The organism is Nocardioides astragali (genome assembly GCF_024436375.1).
GTDB lineage: Bacteria > Actinomycetota > Actinomycetes > Propionibacteriales > Nocardioidaceae > Nocardioides > Nocardioides astragali.
Genome location: NZ_JAFMZM010000004.1, coordinates 183,795 through 202,385, shown reverse-complemented (window position 1 = coordinate 202,385; position 18,591 = coordinate 183,795). Strand labels below are relative to the sequence as shown.

The following is an 18,591-nucleotide window of genomic DNA, read 5'->3' as shown; positions in this document are numbered from 1 at the left end:
TCATGTCCCACGTGTGCGGAGGCCGACAGCGGCTCGCCCGGCTCGGTGCCGCACTGCTCGTCGCAGGGATGCTCGTCGCGTGCGCCGATGACTCCGACGGAGATTCGACCTCGTCCCCGCCATCACCGGAGCCCGCCAGCGCCACCCTCGACCCGGCCGCGCTGGACGGGATGTCGTACGCGTCGACGTCGGTCGAGGGCCGCGAGCTGGCGCCCGGGTCCGCCATCGAGATGACGTTCGAGGACGGCACGATGTCGGTCTGGGCGGGGTGCAACTCGTTGTTCGGGTCCCTCGAGGTGGACGGCGCCACCCTCGCCTGGGCCGAGGAGCCGGCCGCCACCAGGATGATGTGCGACCCCGAGCTGGGCGAGCAGGACGAGTGGCTCGCCGGCCTGCTCACGTCCGGCGTCACGGCGACCGCGGAGGGTGACGCGCTCACACTGGAGGGAGACGGGGTCACCATCGAGCTGGCCAGCGCGCCGACGGACGACCTCGTCGGCCTGCTCGGACGCACCTGGACCGTCATCGGCACCGTGTCCGACGGCGCCGTCTCCCGACTTCCGGTCAACACCCGCCGCCCGAGGCTCGATGTCGGTCCCGAAGGCCTCAGCCGTCTCTTCACCGGGTGCCGGAGCGGTCGCACCACCGTCAGCGTCGTCGCGACGACCCTGGCGTTCGCCAACACCACGGTCCAGCGCGGACGCTGCACCGGCCCCGCGCGCCAGACGGAGCGGGCCGTGCTGGCACTCCTCGACGGGCCCGCCCACAATGTCGATCTCCACGAGCACCTCCTGGTCGTGACCAGGGACGGCCGGGGGCTCTTCCTCGAGGTCCGATGAGTCAGCCCTCCTCCAGAGCGGGTGCCCCGTAGAGCAGCCGCCTCACAGCGGATCGCGACATCAGGAGGACGAGGACGAGCAGGGTCACGGGGATGAAGCCCCCCAGGCTGACCGACCCTCCGAAGACGATGTCGATGAGCCAGAGCACGACGAGCTTGCTCCCTGCCGCCACCACCCACAGCATGACGGCAGAGGTCGTCTGGACCCGCCGCGTGGTTGCCGCGCGAAGGCGAGCCAGGACGAGGCCCTTGAGGAGGATCACCAGCTCGAGCGTGACCTTGAGGAGGGCAGCTGTCAGCAGCGAGAGGGTGAAACCCTCGCTGATCACGGCGGGGACGTGCTCCACAGCGAGGTTGAGCACGACCACGTAGACGAAGAGATCGACCACGTCGGCCCGATGGGCGACGACCCAGGCCGGCACCGTCGCGGTCGCGGGCTGCTCGGTCACGACACCGCTCCTGGTGAACCTCGCGGTCGACTTCGCCACACGAGCGTCACGATCCCCCCGATCAGGACGGGACCGAGGAGGGTCACGGCCCGCCACACCGTGATCGCCGCCACCAGCTCGGGCTCGAGGGCCGCACCACCGAGCTCCATGAAGGCTCCGAGCAGGACGACGTCGTAGATGCCCAGGCCCATCATCGGCGGCAGGGTCAGGGGGTAGGCGAGGAAGAAGATGCCGACGACCTCGTAGGCCGGCACCTGAGGCGCGGAGACGCCCACGAACCGGAGAGCCAGCAGCAGGATGCAGGCGTCCGAGAGCACCATCGCGGTCAGGGCGAGCAGCGAGCGCGGGAACGCACGGCGATAGCCCGCCGAGACGTGCTCCTGGAACCCGGTCGCTGCACCGACCCACGCCTCCGGGTCCACGGAGGACCGGACGCGGCGGGCGACGTTCCCAGACGCCCGTGCCAGCCTGGCGGCGAACCGCTCCCGACGGACCATGAGGGAGATCACCACCGCCATCACGAGGGCGACCACGCCACTTGCGATCGCGGCCGCCACCCGCTGGGTGCCACTGCCGAGGGCGGCGAGCACGACCAGGCCGACGACGGGAGCAGCGAAGCGGTTGACGTAGAACGCCACCATGTTCATCGTCGCCCCGGCGAGTCCGCGCGAGGCATCGATGCCCCACGTACGGAACATCGCCACCCGTACGACGATGTCACCCGGTGGCGGCGCGACGACGGCCATGAGTGAGGCCACGAGGTCGTTCAACAGAGCGCGTGCCGCGCCGAGACCTTCGATGAAAAGAGCCAGCGGCAGCGCGTTGAGCGTCTGGCGGACGAGCAGCACCGCCACCAGCACGAGCATCTGCCACGCCGTCAACCGACTCAGCGCCTTCCCGACGGACGCCCAGTCGATGGCACCGAGGAACGTCGAAGCAAGCCAGCCGCACACCGCCACGACGACGATGACGAGCACCGGCCGGATCCAGACCGGACGGGTGCGTTGGTCCGCGTCGGCATCCGGCACCGGTGGGGCGTCACCCGTCCCCCATTCGCGCCCGTCACGACGTCCCCGTTCGCGCGCGAGGCCGGATGCCGCGTTGCTGGACGAGGCGACCCAGGACGGCCAGCGCGGCCCATGCCACGACGGCGAGTCCCTGCTCGCCGTACCCCCGGGGGTCGCTGAGCACGTCTGGGGTGTCGGCATCCAGGCGGCCCAGGCCGGCGAGCACCAGGGCCGAGCCCCCCAATGCCGTTGCCCAGCCGACCACCCGCTCGCGCCACCGCCCGATGACCACGCCTCCGACGACGGCGACGGCAGGCACGAAGACGGCGGCCAGCAGGACGCTCGCCTCGCCGGTGTCGAGGATCGCGAACAGACGCGCCCCGATGACGGCCCCGACGACCAGGCCCACGACGAAGAAGACCACACGCGCCGCGAGCAGGCCGGTCACGAAGGCGAGGACGCCGCCGGCCGCGGCGAGCGCAAGGCCGGTCGCCGTACCGGCCCCGAACGCGTCGGCCAGCAGCCAGGAGGCGCCCGCGCCCGAACTCACCAGGACGAGGCGGATCGACCAGATCCCTGCCAGCGCCAGCAGCAGCCCGACGAGGACCATCACCGATCCACTCATGGTGCGATCGTTGCGCTCGCCCGGGTCCCGAGGATCACCCGAAGCAGGCGACCTAGGCGTTGCTCTGGGAGGGACTCTGGGGGTCGGAGAGGTGTGTCATGCCCTGAGCTTCGCGGCCCGGTGGGAGCCGGACTCGTGCTCGAGACTGTCGAAGGCCCGGCTCAGCGACTCGGCCCAACCCCGATCCTTCTCGGGGAGCGAGGCGTCGAACGCACGACGCAGTGCTGCCGCTCCCCACGCGCCGAGGGCCGCGGCAGGGCGATCCGGTGGCAGCGCTGCTCGAGCCGCGTCGAGCTCGGCGGCGACGAGGCCCGCCACGTCCTCCAGCGAGTCGTCCTCGGACAGGAGGGACACCGCTGTCGGGACGCCGTTCCTTGCATCCGCACCGACCGGTTTGCCCATCCGGCGCGGGTCGCCGATGGTGTCGAGGAGGTCGTCGACGTGCTGGAAGGCCATGCCGAAGTGCAGCCCGAACGCGCCGTGGGCCTCGACGACATGGGGAGCAGCACCTGCCGCGAGCGCACCGATCTCCGCGCTCGACCGGAACAGCTCGGCCGTCTTGAGGGACGCGTACTCGGCGTGCGCCTGGATCGACGGCGCCGCGGTGAGGCCCACCTCGCGGAGCTGACCGGCCGCCATGCAGTCGAGCGCACGCGACCAGACCGCAGGAGCCCCCGCTGCTGACGCTGCGGCCGCGGCTGCGCCACGGGCGAGCAGCAGGTCGCCGACGACGATCGCGGTCGCGACTCCCCCGCTCGCGACCACCGACGGCCGTCCGCGGCGCACCAGGGACGTGTCGATGATGTCGTCGTGCACGAGCGTGGCCACGTGCAGCAGCTCCACCGACAGCGCGCCCTCGACGACGCGACGCTCCGCGTCAGGATCCGGGTCCGGACCTCCGAGGGCAGCGGCCGCACTGCGCACCACGAGGTCCGGACGCAGCAGCTTGCCCGGTCGCAAGGCATCGACGACCAGCCGGTCCACGGCGGGTACTCCGCACGACGGAGGCGTCCGGAGCCGCTGCCGTACGCGTTCGAGGAGGTCGTCCCCGGCTGTCACGGGACCGGCGAGCCGGCCGGTGTCCCGGCCCCCACGCCCACCAGGTCGAGCAGCAGGTCCCGGACATCGGTGGCCGCGACGCGGTCGCCCAGCACCCCGGGGCGGTCACACAGCATCATCGGGGCGTCGGCGTCGCGCGCAGGGAGCCGACCGTGCGTGCCCCGCACGGGAGAGGGGTCGAGCGGCACCACCTTCATCGCGTAGCGCAGGCCCGCCGCCTTGCGGGCCAGCGTGAGGGCGGCCTTCGCCTTGACCAGCCGGTCCTCCGGGTCGAAGAGCAGCTCGGCGGGGTCGTAGCCGGGCTTGCGGTGGATCTCGACGCCTCGGGCGAAGTCAGGTGCGCGGTCGTCGTCCTCCCAGTAGTAGTAGGTGAACCACGCGGTCGGCTCGGCGACGAGCACGAGCTCGCCCGCGCGCTCGTGGTCCAGGCCGACCTCGGCCCGGCCGGACTTGTCGAGCACGTCAGCCACCCCGGTGAGGCCCGCGCACACCGACCGCACCCGCTCGAGGTCCGCCGGGTCGGCGACGTAGACGTGCGCCACCTGGTGGTCGGCGACGGCGAACGCTCGCGAGGCCCACGGGTCGAGGTACTCCATGCCGTCCTGGGTGTAGACCTCCAGCAGCCCGGCGGCGCGCAGTGCCCGGTTGACGTCGACCGGCGTGTCCGCCCGGGTGATCCCGTACTCCGAGAGCACCACGACCCGGGCGCCCAGCCGCGCGGCGTCGTCGAGCAGCGGAGCGAGGGCGGTGTCGACGGCACGAGCAGCCTGTCGGGCCTGTGGCGCGTCGGGCCCGAACCGCTGGAGGTCGTAGTCGAGGTGCGGGAGGTAGGCGAGGGTGAGGTCGGCGCGAGGCATCAGGTGCCGCGCCGCGCCGACGATCCACTCCGTCGAGCGGATGGACGCCGTGGGCCCCCAGTACTGGAACAGCGGGAACTCGCCGAGCTCGGCGACAAGCTCGTCGTGCAGCTCCGGCGGTCGCGTGTAGCAGTCGGGAGCCTTCTTGCCGTCGGCGTAGTAGATCGGGCGGGGGGTGACGGTCCAGTCCGTCGTCGCGCCCATGGCGTACCACCAGCACACGTTGGCGACGGTGTAGCCGGGCAGGTGCCGACGGATCGTCTCCCAGAGCTTCTCGCCCTGCACCAGGCGGTTGTGCTGGCGCCACAGGTGGACCTCGCCGAGGTCGCGGAAGTACCAGCCGTTGCCGACGATGCCGTGTCCGGCCGGGGTCAGGCCGGTCAGGAAGGTCGACTGCACGCTGCACGTGACGGCCGGCAGGACCGGTTCGAGGACGGCCGACGACCCCGCGTCGGCCAGGCTCCGCAGGCGCGGCATGTGCTGGAGCAGGTCGGGGGTGAGTCCGACCACGTCAGCGACGAGAAGCTTGTCCATCAGGTCCTCCGAGAAGGGTGAGTAGGGGTGGGAGCTGGAGTCAGAGTGGGGTGAGGCCGAGGCCGACGAGCTCGTCGTGCACCCAGGCGAGCTCGGCCGCGAGCCCGGCCGCGAGCGCGTCGTCGTCGGCTGGGGCGCCACCCGGCAGCACCGACCAGGTGTACGTCTCGACCTCGAGGTGGTCGACCCGCGCCGAAGGACCGCCGACGAGCGCCGCGAGCGAGGCACGCAGCTCCTCGCGGCCGGTGCGGAGGGGCGGCCGCGGGTCCGCGTGCACCGGCACGTGGAAGTGGACCCGCCAGGGCTCATCCGTGGCAAGCCCCCGGGAACCGTCGAGCGCCTCGGAGAGGTCGTCGCGGCCTGCGATCCAGTGACCCTGTCCGCGAGCCTGCCGCACCTGGTGGAGGAACCGGTCCTCGGCGTACGACGCCAGCGCGCCCCTGGTCTCCGGGTCGGCGGGATCGTCGACGACGAGAGCCGACGCCGGTTGCGCCTTGACCACGCGCAGCTCGGCCTCGTCCAGCAGGCGCAGGGCCCGCTCGCAGTCGTCGAAGCCGACGGCGAGGTGGCACAGGTCGAGGCACACCCCGATCCACTCGCGGTCGACCGCCGCGAGCCGGTCGACGGCGTCCTCCACCGTCTCGATCACGCAGCCCGGCTCGGGCTCGAGGCCGACGACCACGCGTCGTCCCGTCGTGGCCTCCAGCGCGGCCAGTCCGGTGGCGAGCTCGGCGAGGTGGGTCTCGGCGAGCCCTTGGTCGTCCCGGGACCACGGGCTGTGCCACGCCAGGGGCAGGGACGAGATGGAGCCGTGGTCGGCGTCGTCGGGCAGCAGGCCGGCCAGCACCTCCGCGGCGGCGAGGGTGTAGTCGAGGCGCTCGCGGGAGGTCCAGGTCGGCAGGTAGACGGAGTGCTTGACCACGGCCTCCTGGAAGGCGGCGAAGGGGAACGCGTTGACGGTCACGACCTCCACACCGTGCTCGGCCAGCCGGCTCCGGACGAGGCGGACACCGTCAGGGTCGGCGGCAAGGCGGTGAGCGGCGCCCGCCGGCAGCCAGAGCCCGAGCCCGACGCGCCCGCCAGGGAGGCCGGCCGAAGGGACGCCGTCGAGCGCCCGGCGGATCCGATCACCCATGCCGGTGGCCTGGGCGACCAGGCCCTCGACGTCCTCGGCCGGCAGCACGTTGGTGCCGTAGCCCAGGTGGACGACGGTGCCGTCGCGGTGGCGCAGCCGCATCAGGTGACCTGCTGGCCACGCAGGACGGAGTTGCCCTCGAACGTCGACGAGGCATCGACGGTGGACGCGGTCGAGGCGCCCGCGAGCTCGTCGAGCAGCAGCCGCCCGCTCTGCCCGAAGAACTCCACGGGGTTGCGCCAGAGCACCCGGTCGACGTCGTCGTCGGTGAAGCCGGCGGCGAGCATCGCGTCTCCGGTCGCGCGCGTGAGCAGCGGGTCGCTGCGTCCCCAGTCGGCGGCCGAGTTGACCAGCACCCTGTCGGTGCCACGATCCTGGAGGATCCGCACCATGCGGTCGGGGTCCATCTTGGTGTCGGGGTAGATCGAGAACCCCATCCAGCAACCGTGCGCGTCCACCGGGGCGACCGTCAGCTCGTTGAGGTGGTCGACCACGACCATGCCCGGGTCGATGCCGGACTCCTCGACCAGCTCGAGGGTGCGACGGGTGCCTCCCTCCTTGTCGCGGTGCGGGGTGTGGACCATGGCAGGGAGCGCGAACTCGACGGCGAGGGCGAGCTGGCGCCGGAACGCGCTTTCCTCGGCACTGGTCATCGAGTCGAAGCCGATCTCGCCGACGGCGACCACCCCGTCCTTGGCCAGGTAGCGGGGCAGGACGTCGAGGACCCCGGCGCAGCGGGGGTCGTTGGCCTCCTTCGGGTTGAGCGCGATGGTGCAGTGGTGCGTGATGCCGAACTGCGCGGCTCGGAACCGCTCCCAGCCCACGAGGGCGTCGAAGTAGTCGGTGAAGGACCCGACGTTGGTCCGCGGCTGCCCGAGCCAGAACGCGGGCTCGACCAGGGCGCGTACTCCGGCCGCGTGCATCCGCTCGTAGTCGTCAGTGGTGCGCGACGTCATGTGGATGTGCGGATCGAAGATGCGCATCTCAGCCCTCCAGGCCGGTGGTCGTGGTCGTGGTCGTGGTCGGGACCGGGGTGCCCAGGTCGAGCACGAGGAGGGCGTCGTCCGGCACCGGTCGACCTGCCGCCTCGCGCTCGTTGACGTAGCGCCGCACCATCGCGGCGAGCTCGGCATCGGCACGCCGGGCGAGGTCGGTCACCCTGTGCAGGGGGACGCCGACGAAGAGGCACTTGAGCACGCCGTGCCTCCAGTCGTGGGGCGACAGCCGGCTGGCGTGCGGACCCATGGCCGCCGCGACGAGCCGGACGTCGTTGGTGCGGAGCGCGTCGAGCAGCAGCGCCGACCCGTCGAGGCCTGTGTCGTCGAGCCCTGGGTCGTCGAGGCAGGAGAGGGCGAGCAGCACGGCGCGCTTCTCGTCCGCGTCGCCATAGCGGTAGAGCTGCTCCAGCTCGGCGTGGAGCGCGTCGGGAGCCAGGTGCGCCGCCGCCGCTGCCACCAGCTCGACCCGCACGGCGTCCTCGACCAGGAGCCAGTCGTCGCCGAGCGAGCCACGGGCAGTGCGCCGCGCCGCCGCCGGGAAGACGACGCCGAGGGTGGTGGGCCGGGCCACCAGCTCGGCCAGCATGTCGTCGAGTGCCCGTCCGGCGTCCTCGGTGAGCGCGGCGCGCAGCTGCTCCGAGGGCACGAGCGGACGGACGTACGTCATCGGGCACTCCTCGTGGCGGCGGCGAGTCCGAGCCGGTCCAGCGAGGCCCGCAGCGCCTCCATCGTCGACGCCGCCACGACCGGGGCCGCATGGGAGTGGCGCGGCAGCTCGACGCAGGCGAGGCCGGCGTACTCCGCCTCCACGAGGGCGCCCAGGACGCTGTCGAGGTCGAGCTCCCCGGTGCCCAGCTCGAGGTGCTCGTGCACGTCGCGGACCATGTCGTCGACCTGCACATTGCCGAGGAGGGCTCCCGCGTGCCGCACGGTGTCGGCGGGCGTGCGTGGCTCGTTGCAGACCAGGTGGCCCAGGTCGAGCGTCACGCGCAGGTGCTCGGGCTGGCCGAGCCGCTCCCTCAGCGCCAGTACGTCGTCGAGGGTCGCCAGGAACATGCCGGGCTCGGGCTCCACGCAGACGGGGACCCCCATCTTCGCGGCGTCGTCGAGCACCGGTCCGAGGCCGTCGACCACCCGCCTCCACAGGACGTCTGCTCCGACGCCGGCCGGCGCCGTGCCGGACCAGCACGACACCCCCTCCGAGCCCAGCTCGAAGGCGATCCGCACGGCGCGGCGCAACAGGTCCACGCGCCGCTCCCGGCCCTCGTCGCTGACGAGCGTCGGCTCGTGCTTGCGCCACGGGTCGAGCACGTAGCGCGACCCCGTCTCGACCACGGAAGCAAGGCCGTTCGCCTCGAGGCAGCGCCGGGCGTGGGCCACCTGGCTGGGCAGGTCGCCGTAGGGGTCGAGGTGGGGTTGGTCCAGGGTCAGCCCGACGCCCTCGTAACCGAGGGCGGAGACCACGCTGCAGGCGTCGACCAGGCGGTGCCCGGCGAAGCCGTTGAGCCCGTAGCCGAGTCGCACGCTCATGTCGGGCTCACTGCTCGTGCCGCCCTGCGGAGCAGGGGACCGGCGGTCGCCACGACCAGCGCAGGCACGACCCGCCCGCGGGCGGCGAGCCAGGCGGCCTGGAGGAGCGTGAGCCCCCCGATGCCGGCGCCCGTCGCCGCGCGTGCCCGGGTGGCGTCCGGCGTGGCGACGGCCCGCGCCTGGGGTACGCCGACGGCGGCGCCGTAGAGCGCAGCGAACCCGAGGGCGAGGCGCCGGTGACCGAGGGGGACCTCGTCGCGCGCCATCGTCGAGACGAGGACGCCGATCGCGGTGCCGGTCGCCGTCAGGGCCGCGACCGCGGTCAGAGGACTGGTGCCGTGCACCTCGCCGCGGCTGAGCAGCGTGACCCCGGCGGTGTGCACGGCGACGGCAGCGGCCGGGGCGCCGGCCTGCCCGGGTGCCGCGGCGCCGCCGAGCAGCACGTCGAGTCCGCGCGTGGACGCCATGACGAGCGGGCCCGCCGGGGAGTCCTTCGCGGCGACGTCGTAGGTGACGATGAGCAGCGCGAGGGGGACGCTGAACCTCAAGGCCCGGTGACCGCCGGCGACGGCGGTCACGGCGACGCCCGCAGCGCCGAGGAGGCCCGCGACCACGAGTGCGGCTGCGGGCGTCACCCGGCCCGACGGGATCACGCGTTCGGGACGCTCGACGGCGTCGACCTTCCGGTCGGCCCAGTCGTTGAGGGCCATGCCGGACCAGTAGAGGAGCACGGATCCGAGCGGCGTCACCGCGTCACCGCGGCCCGGTGACGTGGTGGCCCATGCCGCTCCGGACCACGCGTCGCCGGGGACCGACAGGGCTGCCGGCAGCCGCACGAGCTCGGCCAGGTCTCGCGCTGCAGGGAGAGCGGTCACGCGATCAGTCCCTCGCGCCAGGCGACGAGGTCGCGCCACTGCTCCGACAAGCGGTGCTCGGTCGCGCCGATGGGGTCCTTGAAGAAGAAGGCGAGCTCGGGCAGCGGTCCCGACCGTCCGGCGGCGTGTGCCGCGGACACCAGACGCACCAGGTCGAGCACCAGCGGCGCAGCCAGGGCCGAGTCACATCCCTGCCAGGTGAACTGCAGGGTCATGCGGGTGCCCAGGAACCCGTCGAACCGCACGTGGTCCCAGGCCGTCTTCCACTCCCCCAGGTCCTCCACCTGGTCGATGTGCATCGGGCCAGGGACCGGCCTCCCGGCGATGGCGTCGAGCCCCTCACGCTTGGCCAACGTCTTGCTCCGCGCGGCCTCCGGGTCGGCCAAGGTCTCCCCGTCACCGCCGCCGAGGAGGTTGACCGACGTCCACGAGCGAAGCTCGAGTGCTCGCATGACGAACATCGGCGCGAGGGCCGACTTCATCAGCGTCTCACCGGTCTTGCCGTCGCACCCGGCGTACGGTAGGCCGCTGCGCTCGGCCGCCTCCACCACGACGGGCAGTCGCAGGCAGGGGCTGGGTGTGAACGACACGAAGGGCGCGCCGGCCCGGAAGGCCGCGAGCGCGTAGACCGCCCCGACCGGCAGGGGGTCCTCGAGGCCCACCATCTGCTCGGGGTCGTCGACCGGGGGCTGGGTGCTCGCGACGTCGACCACCACCACCCGGGCCAGCCCGTGCCGGTCCCGGAAGCTCGCGATGTCGGAGGCGAGGCGCTCCACCGCCTCCGCCGTGCTCTCCTCCCCGGAGACGTGTCCTGGCCGCACCTCGGCGTCGACCGTCTCCACCTCGGCGGAGACGGCGCTGACGACGGCTGCTGGAACCACGCCGCCGGCCGCCAGCGCCTCGGCCTTCTTGAGGAGTGACTGCGAGCTGACGTCGTGTCCGCCGAAGACGAGGCTGGAGAGGTCCGGGAGCCCGTCGGGGAGGAGCTCCGGGTGCTCGGTCACGAGCCCGGTGGTCGGCGCGAGCCCGTGGGACACGCCCAGAGCACCGACCACCGCGGTCGTCGCCACCGACCCGCGGGCACCGACGAACCACACCCCGGTCCGCTCAGCCGCATCGGCGGGCTTCCTGGTCTCGTCGCTGGCCTGTTCGCTCGTCTCGTTGCTCGTCATGGCGTCCTCGCGTCTCCTGTCGGTGCGGTCATCGAGCCGTCGCCCTCAGGAAGTGGTCGAGAATGCGGCGTCGAAGGCCGCCGACGGCGCGTCGAACGCTAGCCGACGGACGAACTCCAGCGCCTCCGGAGCGCCCACCAGGCGGTCCATGCCGGCGTCCTCCCACTCGACCGAGATGGGACCGTCGTAGCCGATGGTGTTGAGCATCCGGAACGACGCCTCCCACGGCACGTCGCCGTGGCCGGTGGAGACGAAGTCCCACCCGCGGCGCGGGTCGGCCCAGGCCAGGTGGGAGCCCATGCGTCCGTTGCGACCGTTGCCGACCTGCTTCTTCGCGTCCTTGCAGTCGACGTGGTAGATCCGGTCCTTGAAGTCCCACAGGAAGCCCACCGGGTCGAGGTCCTGCCACACGAAGTGCGACGGATCCCAGTTGAGGCCGAACGCCTCGCGGTGGTCCACCGCCTCCAGGGCGGCAACCGTCGTCCAGTAGTCGTAGGCGATCTCGGACGGGTGGACCTCGTGGGCGAACTTCACGCCCTCGCTGTCGAAGACGTCGAGGATGGGGTTCCAGCGGTTGGCGAAGTCCTCGTAGCCGGCGTCCACGAGGTCCTGCGACGCCGGGGGGAACATCGCGACGTACTTCCAGATCGACGAGCCCGTGAACCCGACGACGACGTCGACACCCAGCTTGCGCGCCGCGCGGGCGGTCATCTTCATCTCCTCGGCCGCACGCTGCCGTACGCCCTCGGCGTCGCCGTCGCCCCAGATCCTGTCGGGCAGGATGCCGCGGTGCCGCTCGTCGATCGGGTCGTCGCACACGGCTTGACCCTTCAGGTGGTTGCTGATCGCGAAGACCTGCAGGTCGTACTTCTCGAGCATCTCCAGCTTCGCCGGGACGTAGGAGTCGTCCTCGACGGCGGCCCACGGGTCGAAGTGGTCTCCCCAGCAGGCGATCTCGAGGCCGTCGTAGCCCCACCCGGAGGCGAGCTTGCACATCTCCTCGAACGGCAGGTCGGCCCACTGGCCGGTGAACAGGGTGATCGGGCGTGGCATGCGTGCTCCTCAGGTTGTGATGGTGGCGCTTCGGCAAGTGGTGTGGTGCGTGATGGTGGGCGGCGACACGACTGGTGCGAACCGATGCCGGGACGGAGCGCGCTGTCCCGGCACCGGCCGCGGGCACCGCCCCGGAGGGCGGCGCCCCGTCGGGCGTGGGGCGGCCGGTCCCCCGCACCGCGTCGCCGAAACGCGATGTCGTTCGGGGGAACCGGTCGGCCCGTTGCCACGGACGAGCGGTGCCGTGCGCGGCTGTGCGCACGGGAGCTGGGTTCACAGGTCGGCGCGCAGCTCCTTCCCGGCGTCCACCAGTGCCGTGCGGGCGGTGGTGTCGCCGACGGTCCGAGCGACCTTGACGAACGTCGTGAGGGCCTTGCGTGCCTTCTTCTCCTGACCCCGTACGTCGGCACGCTGGGCGGCCAGCAGGGCGGTGACCAGCTTCTTGGCCTTCGGCTTGGACACCAGGCCGTCCTTCTTCAGCCGGTGGACCAGCTCGAACGCTCCGTCGTAGGTCGCCACCACCTCGAAGACGAGTGCCGTCGTCGTGGAGTGCCCCGCCTTGTCGGTCGCGGTCACCCGCAGGGTGTGCGATCCGGTGAGGAGCGACACAGCATCCACCGCGACCGGTGAGGTCATCGCCGAGCCGTCGAGGGTGATCGACGTCGTGGCGAGGCCTGAGGTGACGTCGCCGGCCGCGACGGAGACCGACCTGAGGTCGGCGAGACCGAGCTCGGCGCCGTCCTTGAGGCCGGTCACCGTGACCGTCGGCGCCACCCGGTCGAGCGACACCTGGCGCGTGAGGGGCGCGGAGGTGTTGCCCGCCGCGTCGGTGGCGCGGACGGACACCTGGTGCGTGCCGTCGTCACGGATCCAGAAGGCGCCGTCGTAGCCGGTCCAGGCACCGCCGTCGATCCGGTACTCCACCTTGGGGGACCCCGGGCTCTCGTCCGTGGCTCCGGCCTTCACCTTGACCTCGCTGCGGTACCAGCCGGCGGTCCCGTCCGGGCCGGCAGGAAGTAGGTCGAGCTGCACGACCGGTGGGGTGGTGTCCCCGGTGGGGGGCTCCACCACGTCCTCCTCGGGCACCACGACCGGGAACGATCCCGTGGTCTCGTTGCCCGCGACGTCGCCCGCGCGCCAGTCCACGGTGTAGGAGCCCGGCTCCGTGAGCGTGAACGGCTCGTCGTACGCCGTCCACTCGCCGCCGTCGACCCGATAGTCGAGGGAGTCGAGGCCCGACTGGTCGTCGGTGGCGTCGAGCACCACCTCGGCCGGACCGGCCAGTGACAGCGTCGCACAGGCGACCATGGCTCCTTCGTCGTGGATCATCAGGGCCCGGGCCTCGACCCGCGCGGCCCACGGCACCGTGGCCGCGGCCTCGGCCGTGCCGTCAGCGGCCACCTCGATGGTGGCGCCGGCGCCGGGAGTCATCCCCTCCGAGACGGGCCACAGCTCGTTGGGCGGCATCCCGGGCCCTTCGGGGTCGTCCATGTAGTGCAGGCCCGGCGAGGCACACGTGCCGACGTGGAGGTGCGACTGGTAGACGCCCTCCGGGTCGAGCCCGGTCAGCGACAGCGTCGCCGTCGTCCCGTCCGCGGCAACGTCCATGGTGGCCTCGCCGCCGATCTCGTTGCCCGCGAGGGACTCGACGTCGCCCGCGAACGAGCCGAGCACGGCGGCCGACACCTCCGGAGCGGTCTCGTCGACCGGCGGTTCGTCGCCGGTGTCGAGGTGGAAGTAGTCGAACGTCACGGTCTTCGACGCCGCCTGGGCGGTGCCGATCGTGAAGAGCCCGATGCGCAGGTTCTCCGCCGCGAGGCTGGCGTTGGTGACGGTACCCAGCGTCGTCCACGCGGTGCCGTCCGCCGAGTAGGCCGCGGTGTAGTCGTCGCCCGACTTGGTCAGCCGCAGGTGCCAGACCCCCTGGGTGGGAGCCGGGCTGGCGTTGGGCTGCGGGTTCTGGATGGCTCCGCCGACCTCGCTGCGGAGCTCGATGTTGCGCTGCAGCGCCGAACCCGCGGTGTTGGTGGTGAGGTAGTCCAGCTTCACGTAGTCGTCGTCACCGGCGTAGGCGATGAGGCCGCCCTGCTGGTACTGCTCGTCCAGCGCCGACCCGTCGACCTTCGTCTCCATCACCCAGTCGCCCTCGGGCGCCTGCTGCAGCACGAAGTTCTTCGGGTCGGTGTTGCCCGCCCCGTAGATGTCGCCGTTGGGCGTGTCGATCTCCAGCTTGCCGCCCGTGACCCGGACATCTGCCGCGTCGGGACGCACGATGGCGTTCCAGCGACAGGCGTCGAGGGAGTCACCGCCGAACTCGTCGTCCGGGTCGGGCGCGGCGACGCTGTCGTCGGGCGTGATCCGGAAGTTGTCGAAGTGGGCGGTGATCGGCAGCGCGGCCTCCTGGTTGACCGCACCGAACAGGCCGACTCGCGGCTCGTTCACGCCGGCCAGGGACCGGGTGGCTCCCGGCATCGGCGTGAACGTGATGCCGTCGGTGCTGTACGACGCGCTGACGTCGAGGCCGTTGTTGCTCGACATGCGCACCCAGAAGGTGTCGGGGAACGCCGCGCCCAGTGCGGGTGTGTTGGTCTCGGTCGGGTTGCCACCGATCTCGCCGAGGAACTGGAACACCCGTCCGGCCGCATCAGGGGTCGACGTACGACCCTGCATGACCATCTTCAGGTAGTTGTTGTCGTCGCCGTAGAGGATCAGGCCCGCCTGTTGGTACTGGCGGCGTGCTTCGAGAGTCATCTTGGTGGTGACCTCGAAGGCCCCTCCGGGCAGGTGCTGCAGGATGATGTTCGGCGTCTTGGTCGCCGTGCCACCACCGTGGATGTCGGTGGCGGTCAGCGGCAGGTGCAGCTGGCCGTCGGACACCGAGTAGTCCTGGTTCTCCCGCACGATGCTGTCCCACCGCTCGTGGTCGAGCGTGGTGCCGGTGAAGTCGTCGGACCGGCCCGAGAAGCACGAGCCGAGGCCGCCACCAGAGACCGTGATCTCCACGTTGTCGTGGTTGACCGCGCCCCGCGAGTCCGTCACCGTGGCCTGGGCGGTGTAGGTGCCCGGCTCGGTGTAGGTGTGCGAGACGTCGGCCCCCTGGCCGGACTCCCCGTCGCCGAAGGTCCAGTCGACGGTGAGCGGGGTGTCACCCTCCGGGTCTGCCACGGTGGCTGAGAGGTCGACCTCCAGTGGTGCCGTACCACTGACCGGCGTGGCTTCGACCGAGATGCTCGGCCGCTGGTTGTCGGTCGCGCCGCGGCCGCCGAAGTCGATCCAGTTGATGTTGCTGCCGCCGCTGATCTCGACGAAGTAGAGCGGACCGCTCACCTCGGTGGTGTCGCCGGTGACCTCGGCCGAGAAGTTCTGGTAGGTCTGCCAGTCACCGGTGTTGGCCACCTGGATGGTCGCCACCGTCTCCCCCGTGTCCGGGTCACCGGTACGCACCTCGTACAGCGCCCCGCCTCCCAGGGGGGAAGCTGCCCGCATCGAGATCGTGTCGATCCCCGTGAGGTTCATGACGTCCCAGCCGAACCAGTCGCCTGCCTCGATGAATCCCACGTTCTTGCTGCCGCCCTGCGCGTCACCAGTGTCCTCGACCTGGACTCCCGGGCTGCCGCCCGATGTCGAGTCCTCGAGGCGACCCGTCTGCTCGAAGTACTCCGCCTCGCGGCGCTTCGGGTGCAGGATCACCACCGTCTCCGTGGTGACCGGGACGGTGCCCGCGGCGCCCTCGTCGGTGTAGCGCACGGCGACGGTGCCGAAGATGTTGGCGCCCACGTGACCCTCGTCGCCGGGGATCGCGATGACGCCCGTGCAGCCGCTGTACTGGCCGTAGGGGTGGCTGTGCTGGTCGTGGCCGAGCGCAGGCTGCACGACGACCCGCTCGCAGTCGATGCTGCCGTCCTCGGCGTCGGACCCGGTGACCTCGTACTTCACCGAGTCGCCGAAGTCGAAGAACCCGCCGTTGCGCGGCAGCACGACCTCGATCTCCGGCGCGGTGTTGCCCGCGACGATGGTGAGGTTGGAGACACCCGTGCGGCCCGCCTCGTCGGTGACCGTGAGCTGCACCTCGAACTCACCGGCGTCGGTGAAGGTGTGGCTCGGGTCCGCCTCGATGGAGTCGGCGGTGCCGTTCCCGTCGAAGTCCCACGAGTACGTGAGGGGCGACCCGTCGGGGTCGCGAGACCCCTCGCTGCTGAACTGGACCGTCAGCGGTGTCGGGCCCGACGTCTTGTCGGCCGAGGCCTCTGCGATCGGAGCGCGATTGCCCTGCACGTAGTCGATCCGGTAGATGCCGGAGTCGGCGTTGTTGCCGCCGAACCCGCTGCCCCACTCGATCATGTAGAGCGCACCGTCCGGGCCGAACTGCAGCGCGTGCGGACGCGTCATCGGCATGGTCTGGAGGAACCGGCTGACGTCGACATCATCGGTGTGGTCGGCGTTCATCAGCACGGTGAACATCCGGCTGTTGTTCCAGTCGGCCCACACCGCCTTGCCGTCGAAGTACGCCGGCCACTTGCGGTCGGACTCCAGCTCGGCGTCGTACGCGTAGGTGCCGGAGGTCATCGGGGCGCCGCTCTGCCCGATCTCGGGGTTGGCGGTGCCGTCGTTGCCCTGCCACATGGTCGCCGGGATCGCCGGCGGGAGGTTGGTGAGGCCGGTGTTGTTGGGCGAGTTGTTGACCGGGTTGGCGCAGCTGAACGCGCCCGACGACTGCCCGGTGGCGAAGTCGTAGTCCATGTAGGGCGTGTTGGCCGCCACGCACTGCGGCCAGCCGTAGTTGCCTGGCTGCGACAGGATGTTCCACTCCACGCGTCCACCCGGCCCGCGGGTGGCGCTGGCGGAGCCGGCGTCGGGGCCGTAGTCGGCGACCAGGACGTTGCCCGTCTGCTCGTCGAGCCCGATGCGGAACGGGTTGCGGAAGCCCATGCCGTAGATCTCGGGGCGGGTCTTCGCCGTCCCGGTCGGGAAGAGGTTGCCGGCGGGGATCGTGTACGTGCCGTCGGCCTGCGGTGTGATCCGCAGGACCTTGCCGCTGAGCGAGTTGGTGTTGGCCGAGGTGCCCTGGGCGTCCCAGCTGGCGCGACCGGCGCGCTCGTCGATCGGCGCGTAGCCGTCGGAGGCGAACGGGTTGGTGTTGTCTCCGGTCGCGATGTAGAGGTTGCCGTCGTTGTCGAACTCGAGCGCACCGCCCGCGTGGCAGCACTCCGCACGCTGGACGTCGAGCTCCATCACGACCTTCTCGCTGGCCATGTCGAGCGTGCCGCCCGCGGTGAGCGTGAAGCGCGAGACGCGGTCCTGGGTGGGCTCGTTGGCCGGGGACCAGTAGACGAAGAGGTGGCGGTTGGTCGCGAAGTCCGGGTCGAGAGCCAGGCCGAGCAGGCCGAACTCCTGGACGGTGGTCACGTTGAGGTGACCCGCGGTCGAGACGGTCCCCGAGGTGGAGATGACGCGGACGTCACCTCCCCGGTCGATGTAGAAGACCCGACCGTCGTCGGCGATGTCGAGCTCCATCGGGTTGGCGGTGTTGTCGTCGAGGGTGATCTTCTCGAAGGAGTTGTCGAGCGAGGCCGCGCAGTCGCCCGCTTGGACGCCGGCCGCGGTGCGGATGCCCCCGAGGATGTGAGTGAGGAACTGTGGCTCGGCGTAGCTCTCGTCGGTGTGGCCCATGCCGGTGTACCAGGAACGGCCGCCGTCGTAGTCCTGGCACCAGCTGATCGGGTGCTCGTGGCCCATGGCGCCCCCGCCGGGGGCGTAGCTCGACTCGTCGAGCGAGGCCACCACGTGCACGTCGCCACGCGGGTTGGACTGGTAGTTGTACCACTCGTCGAACCTGTTCCAGGTGGGCGCCATGCCCGCCGTCGACGGGTGTGCCGGGTCCTCGACCTTGACGGCCGCGGTCTGGTTGGCGGGGTGGTCCTTGAAGTAGGCGCCGACCAGGTCGCCGTACCACGGCCAGCTGTACTCGGTGTCGGAGGCCGAGTGGATGCCGGCATAGCCGCCGCCGCCCTGGATGTAGCGCTCGAACGCACCCTGCTGCGAGTCGTTGAGCACGTCGCCGGTGGTCGAGACCCAGATCACCACTTCGTACTGCGCGAGGTTGGCGTCCGTGAACGCCGCCGCGTCCTCGGTGGCGGTCACGGTGAAGCCGTGGTCCGCACCGAGCTGCTCGATGGCGGCGACCGCGACCGGGATCGACCCGTGCCGGAAGCCTGCGGTCTTGCTGAAGACCAGCGCGTCGAAGGGGTCAGTCTCCCCGTGCCCTTCGTGTGCGGATGCTGGCGCGAGCGCCAGAGGTACGGTCAGTCCGACCGCGACGATGAGTGCCACGAGCAGACGCAGACGCGTGATGAGGACGGTGTCCACCACGGACTCCTTCAGTGTTCGACGGATGCGCTCCGTGAGTTCCAGGGCGGGTCCCCGGGCGTTCGGCCCCTGTCGTGCGGTGTGCGCCCAGCC

14 protein-coding genes are annotated in these 18,591 nt (G+C 71.5%); 1 reads left to right on the top strand and 13 read right to left on the bottom strand.

Annotated elements, in window-relative coordinates:
* Positions 1–2 precede the first annotated feature (2 nt).
* Positions 3–839 carry an META domain-containing protein gene (locus J3P44_RS14210; protein WP_255891093.1) on the top strand — a complete coding sequence of 279 codons (837 nt, stop codon included), beginning with the start codon at positions 3–5 and terminating at the stop codon, positions 837–839.
* Between the two features lies 1 nt (position 840).
* Here J3P44_RS14210 and J3P44_RS14205 read toward each other — a convergent pair whose 3' ends face one another.
* The 13 genes from J3P44_RS14205 to J3P44_RS14145 all read right to left on the bottom strand — a co-directional run bounded on the left by J3P44_RS14205 (position 841) and on the right by J3P44_RS14145 (position 18,498).
* Positions 841–1,287: a hypothetical protein gene (locus J3P44_RS14205; protein WP_255891091.1), complete on the bottom strand. Its 447-nt coding sequence runs from the start codon at positions 1,285–1,287 to the stop codon at positions 841–843.
* A complete protein-coding gene (locus tag J3P44_RS14200; protein ID WP_255891090.1) occupies positions 1,284–2,315 on the bottom strand; it encodes a lysylphosphatidylglycerol synthase domain-containing protein in 1,032 nt (343 codons plus the stop codon). The genes J3P44_RS14205 and J3P44_RS14200 overlap by 4 nt, the downstream gene beginning before the upstream one ends.
* 34 nt (positions 2,316–2,349) lie before the next feature.
* Complete coding sequence (locus J3P44_RS14195) at positions 2,350–2,919, bottom strand: hypothetical protein (RefSeq protein ID WP_255891088.1); 570 nt, start codon at positions 2,917–2,919, stop codon at positions 2,350–2,352.
* A 96-nt stretch (positions 2,920–3,015) separates the two neighbouring features.
* A complete protein-coding gene (locus J3P44_RS14190; RefSeq protein ID WP_255891087.1) occupies positions 3,016–3,903 on the bottom strand; it encodes a polyprenyl synthetase family protein in 888 nt (295 codons plus the stop codon).
* Between the two features lie 71 nt (positions 3,904–3,974).
* Positions 3,975–5,369, bottom strand: coding sequence for an alkaline phosphatase family protein (locus J3P44_RS14185; protein WP_255891086.1), 1,395 nt, complete (start codon positions 5,367–5,369; stop codon positions 3,975–3,977).
* 40 nt (positions 5,370–5,409) lie between these two features.
* Positions 5,410–6,606: a metabolite traffic protein EboE gene (eboE, locus tag J3P44_RS14180; RefSeq protein WP_255891085.1), complete on the bottom strand. Its 1,197-nt coding sequence runs from the start codon at positions 6,604–6,606 to the stop codon at positions 5,410–5,412.
* Positions 6,606–7,487 carry a TatD family hydrolase gene (locus J3P44_RS14175; protein ID WP_255891084.1) on the bottom strand — a complete coding sequence of 294 codons (882 nt, stop codon included), beginning with the start codon at positions 7,485–7,487 and terminating at the stop codon, positions 6,606–6,608. Before J3P44_RS14175 ends, eboE begins: the two co-directional genes overlap by 1 nt.
* Position 7,488: 1 nt before the next feature.
* Positions 7,489–8,169, bottom strand: coding sequence for an EboA domain-containing protein (locus J3P44_RS14170; protein ID WP_255891083.1), 681 nt, complete (start codon positions 8,167–8,169; stop codon positions 7,489–7,491).
* Positions 8,166–9,032: a sugar phosphate isomerase/epimerase family protein gene (locus J3P44_RS14165; protein ID WP_255891082.1), complete on the bottom strand. Its 867-nt coding sequence runs from the start codon at positions 9,030–9,032 to the stop codon at positions 8,166–8,168. The genes J3P44_RS14170 and J3P44_RS14165 overlap by 4 nt, the downstream gene beginning before the upstream one ends.
* Entirely contained in the window at positions 9,029–9,907 is an 879-nt protein-coding gene (locus J3P44_RS14160; protein WP_255891081.1) for an SCO3242 family prenyltransferase, read from the bottom strand. Before J3P44_RS14160 ends, J3P44_RS14165 begins: the two co-directional genes overlap by 4 nt.
* Positions 9,904–11,079, bottom strand: a complete 1,176-nt coding sequence (locus J3P44_RS14155; protein ID WP_255891080.1) for an inositol-3-phosphate synthase — start codon at positions 11,077–11,079, stop codon at positions 9,904–9,906. The genes J3P44_RS14160 and J3P44_RS14155 overlap by 4 nt, the downstream gene beginning before the upstream one ends.
* 45 nt (positions 11,080–11,124) lie before the next feature.
* Positions 11,125–12,132 (bottom strand): sugar phosphate isomerase/epimerase family protein, encoded by a 1,008-nt coding sequence (locus J3P44_RS14150; protein ID WP_255891079.1) that lies wholly within the window; start codon positions 12,130–12,132, stop codon positions 11,125–11,127.
* 273 nt (positions 12,133–12,405) lie between these two features.
* Positions 12,406–18,498: a ThuA domain-containing protein gene (locus J3P44_RS14145; protein ID WP_255891078.1), complete on the bottom strand. Its 6,093-nt coding sequence runs from the start codon at positions 18,496–18,498 to the stop codon at positions 12,406–12,408.
* Positions 18,499–18,591 lie beyond the last annotated feature (93 nt).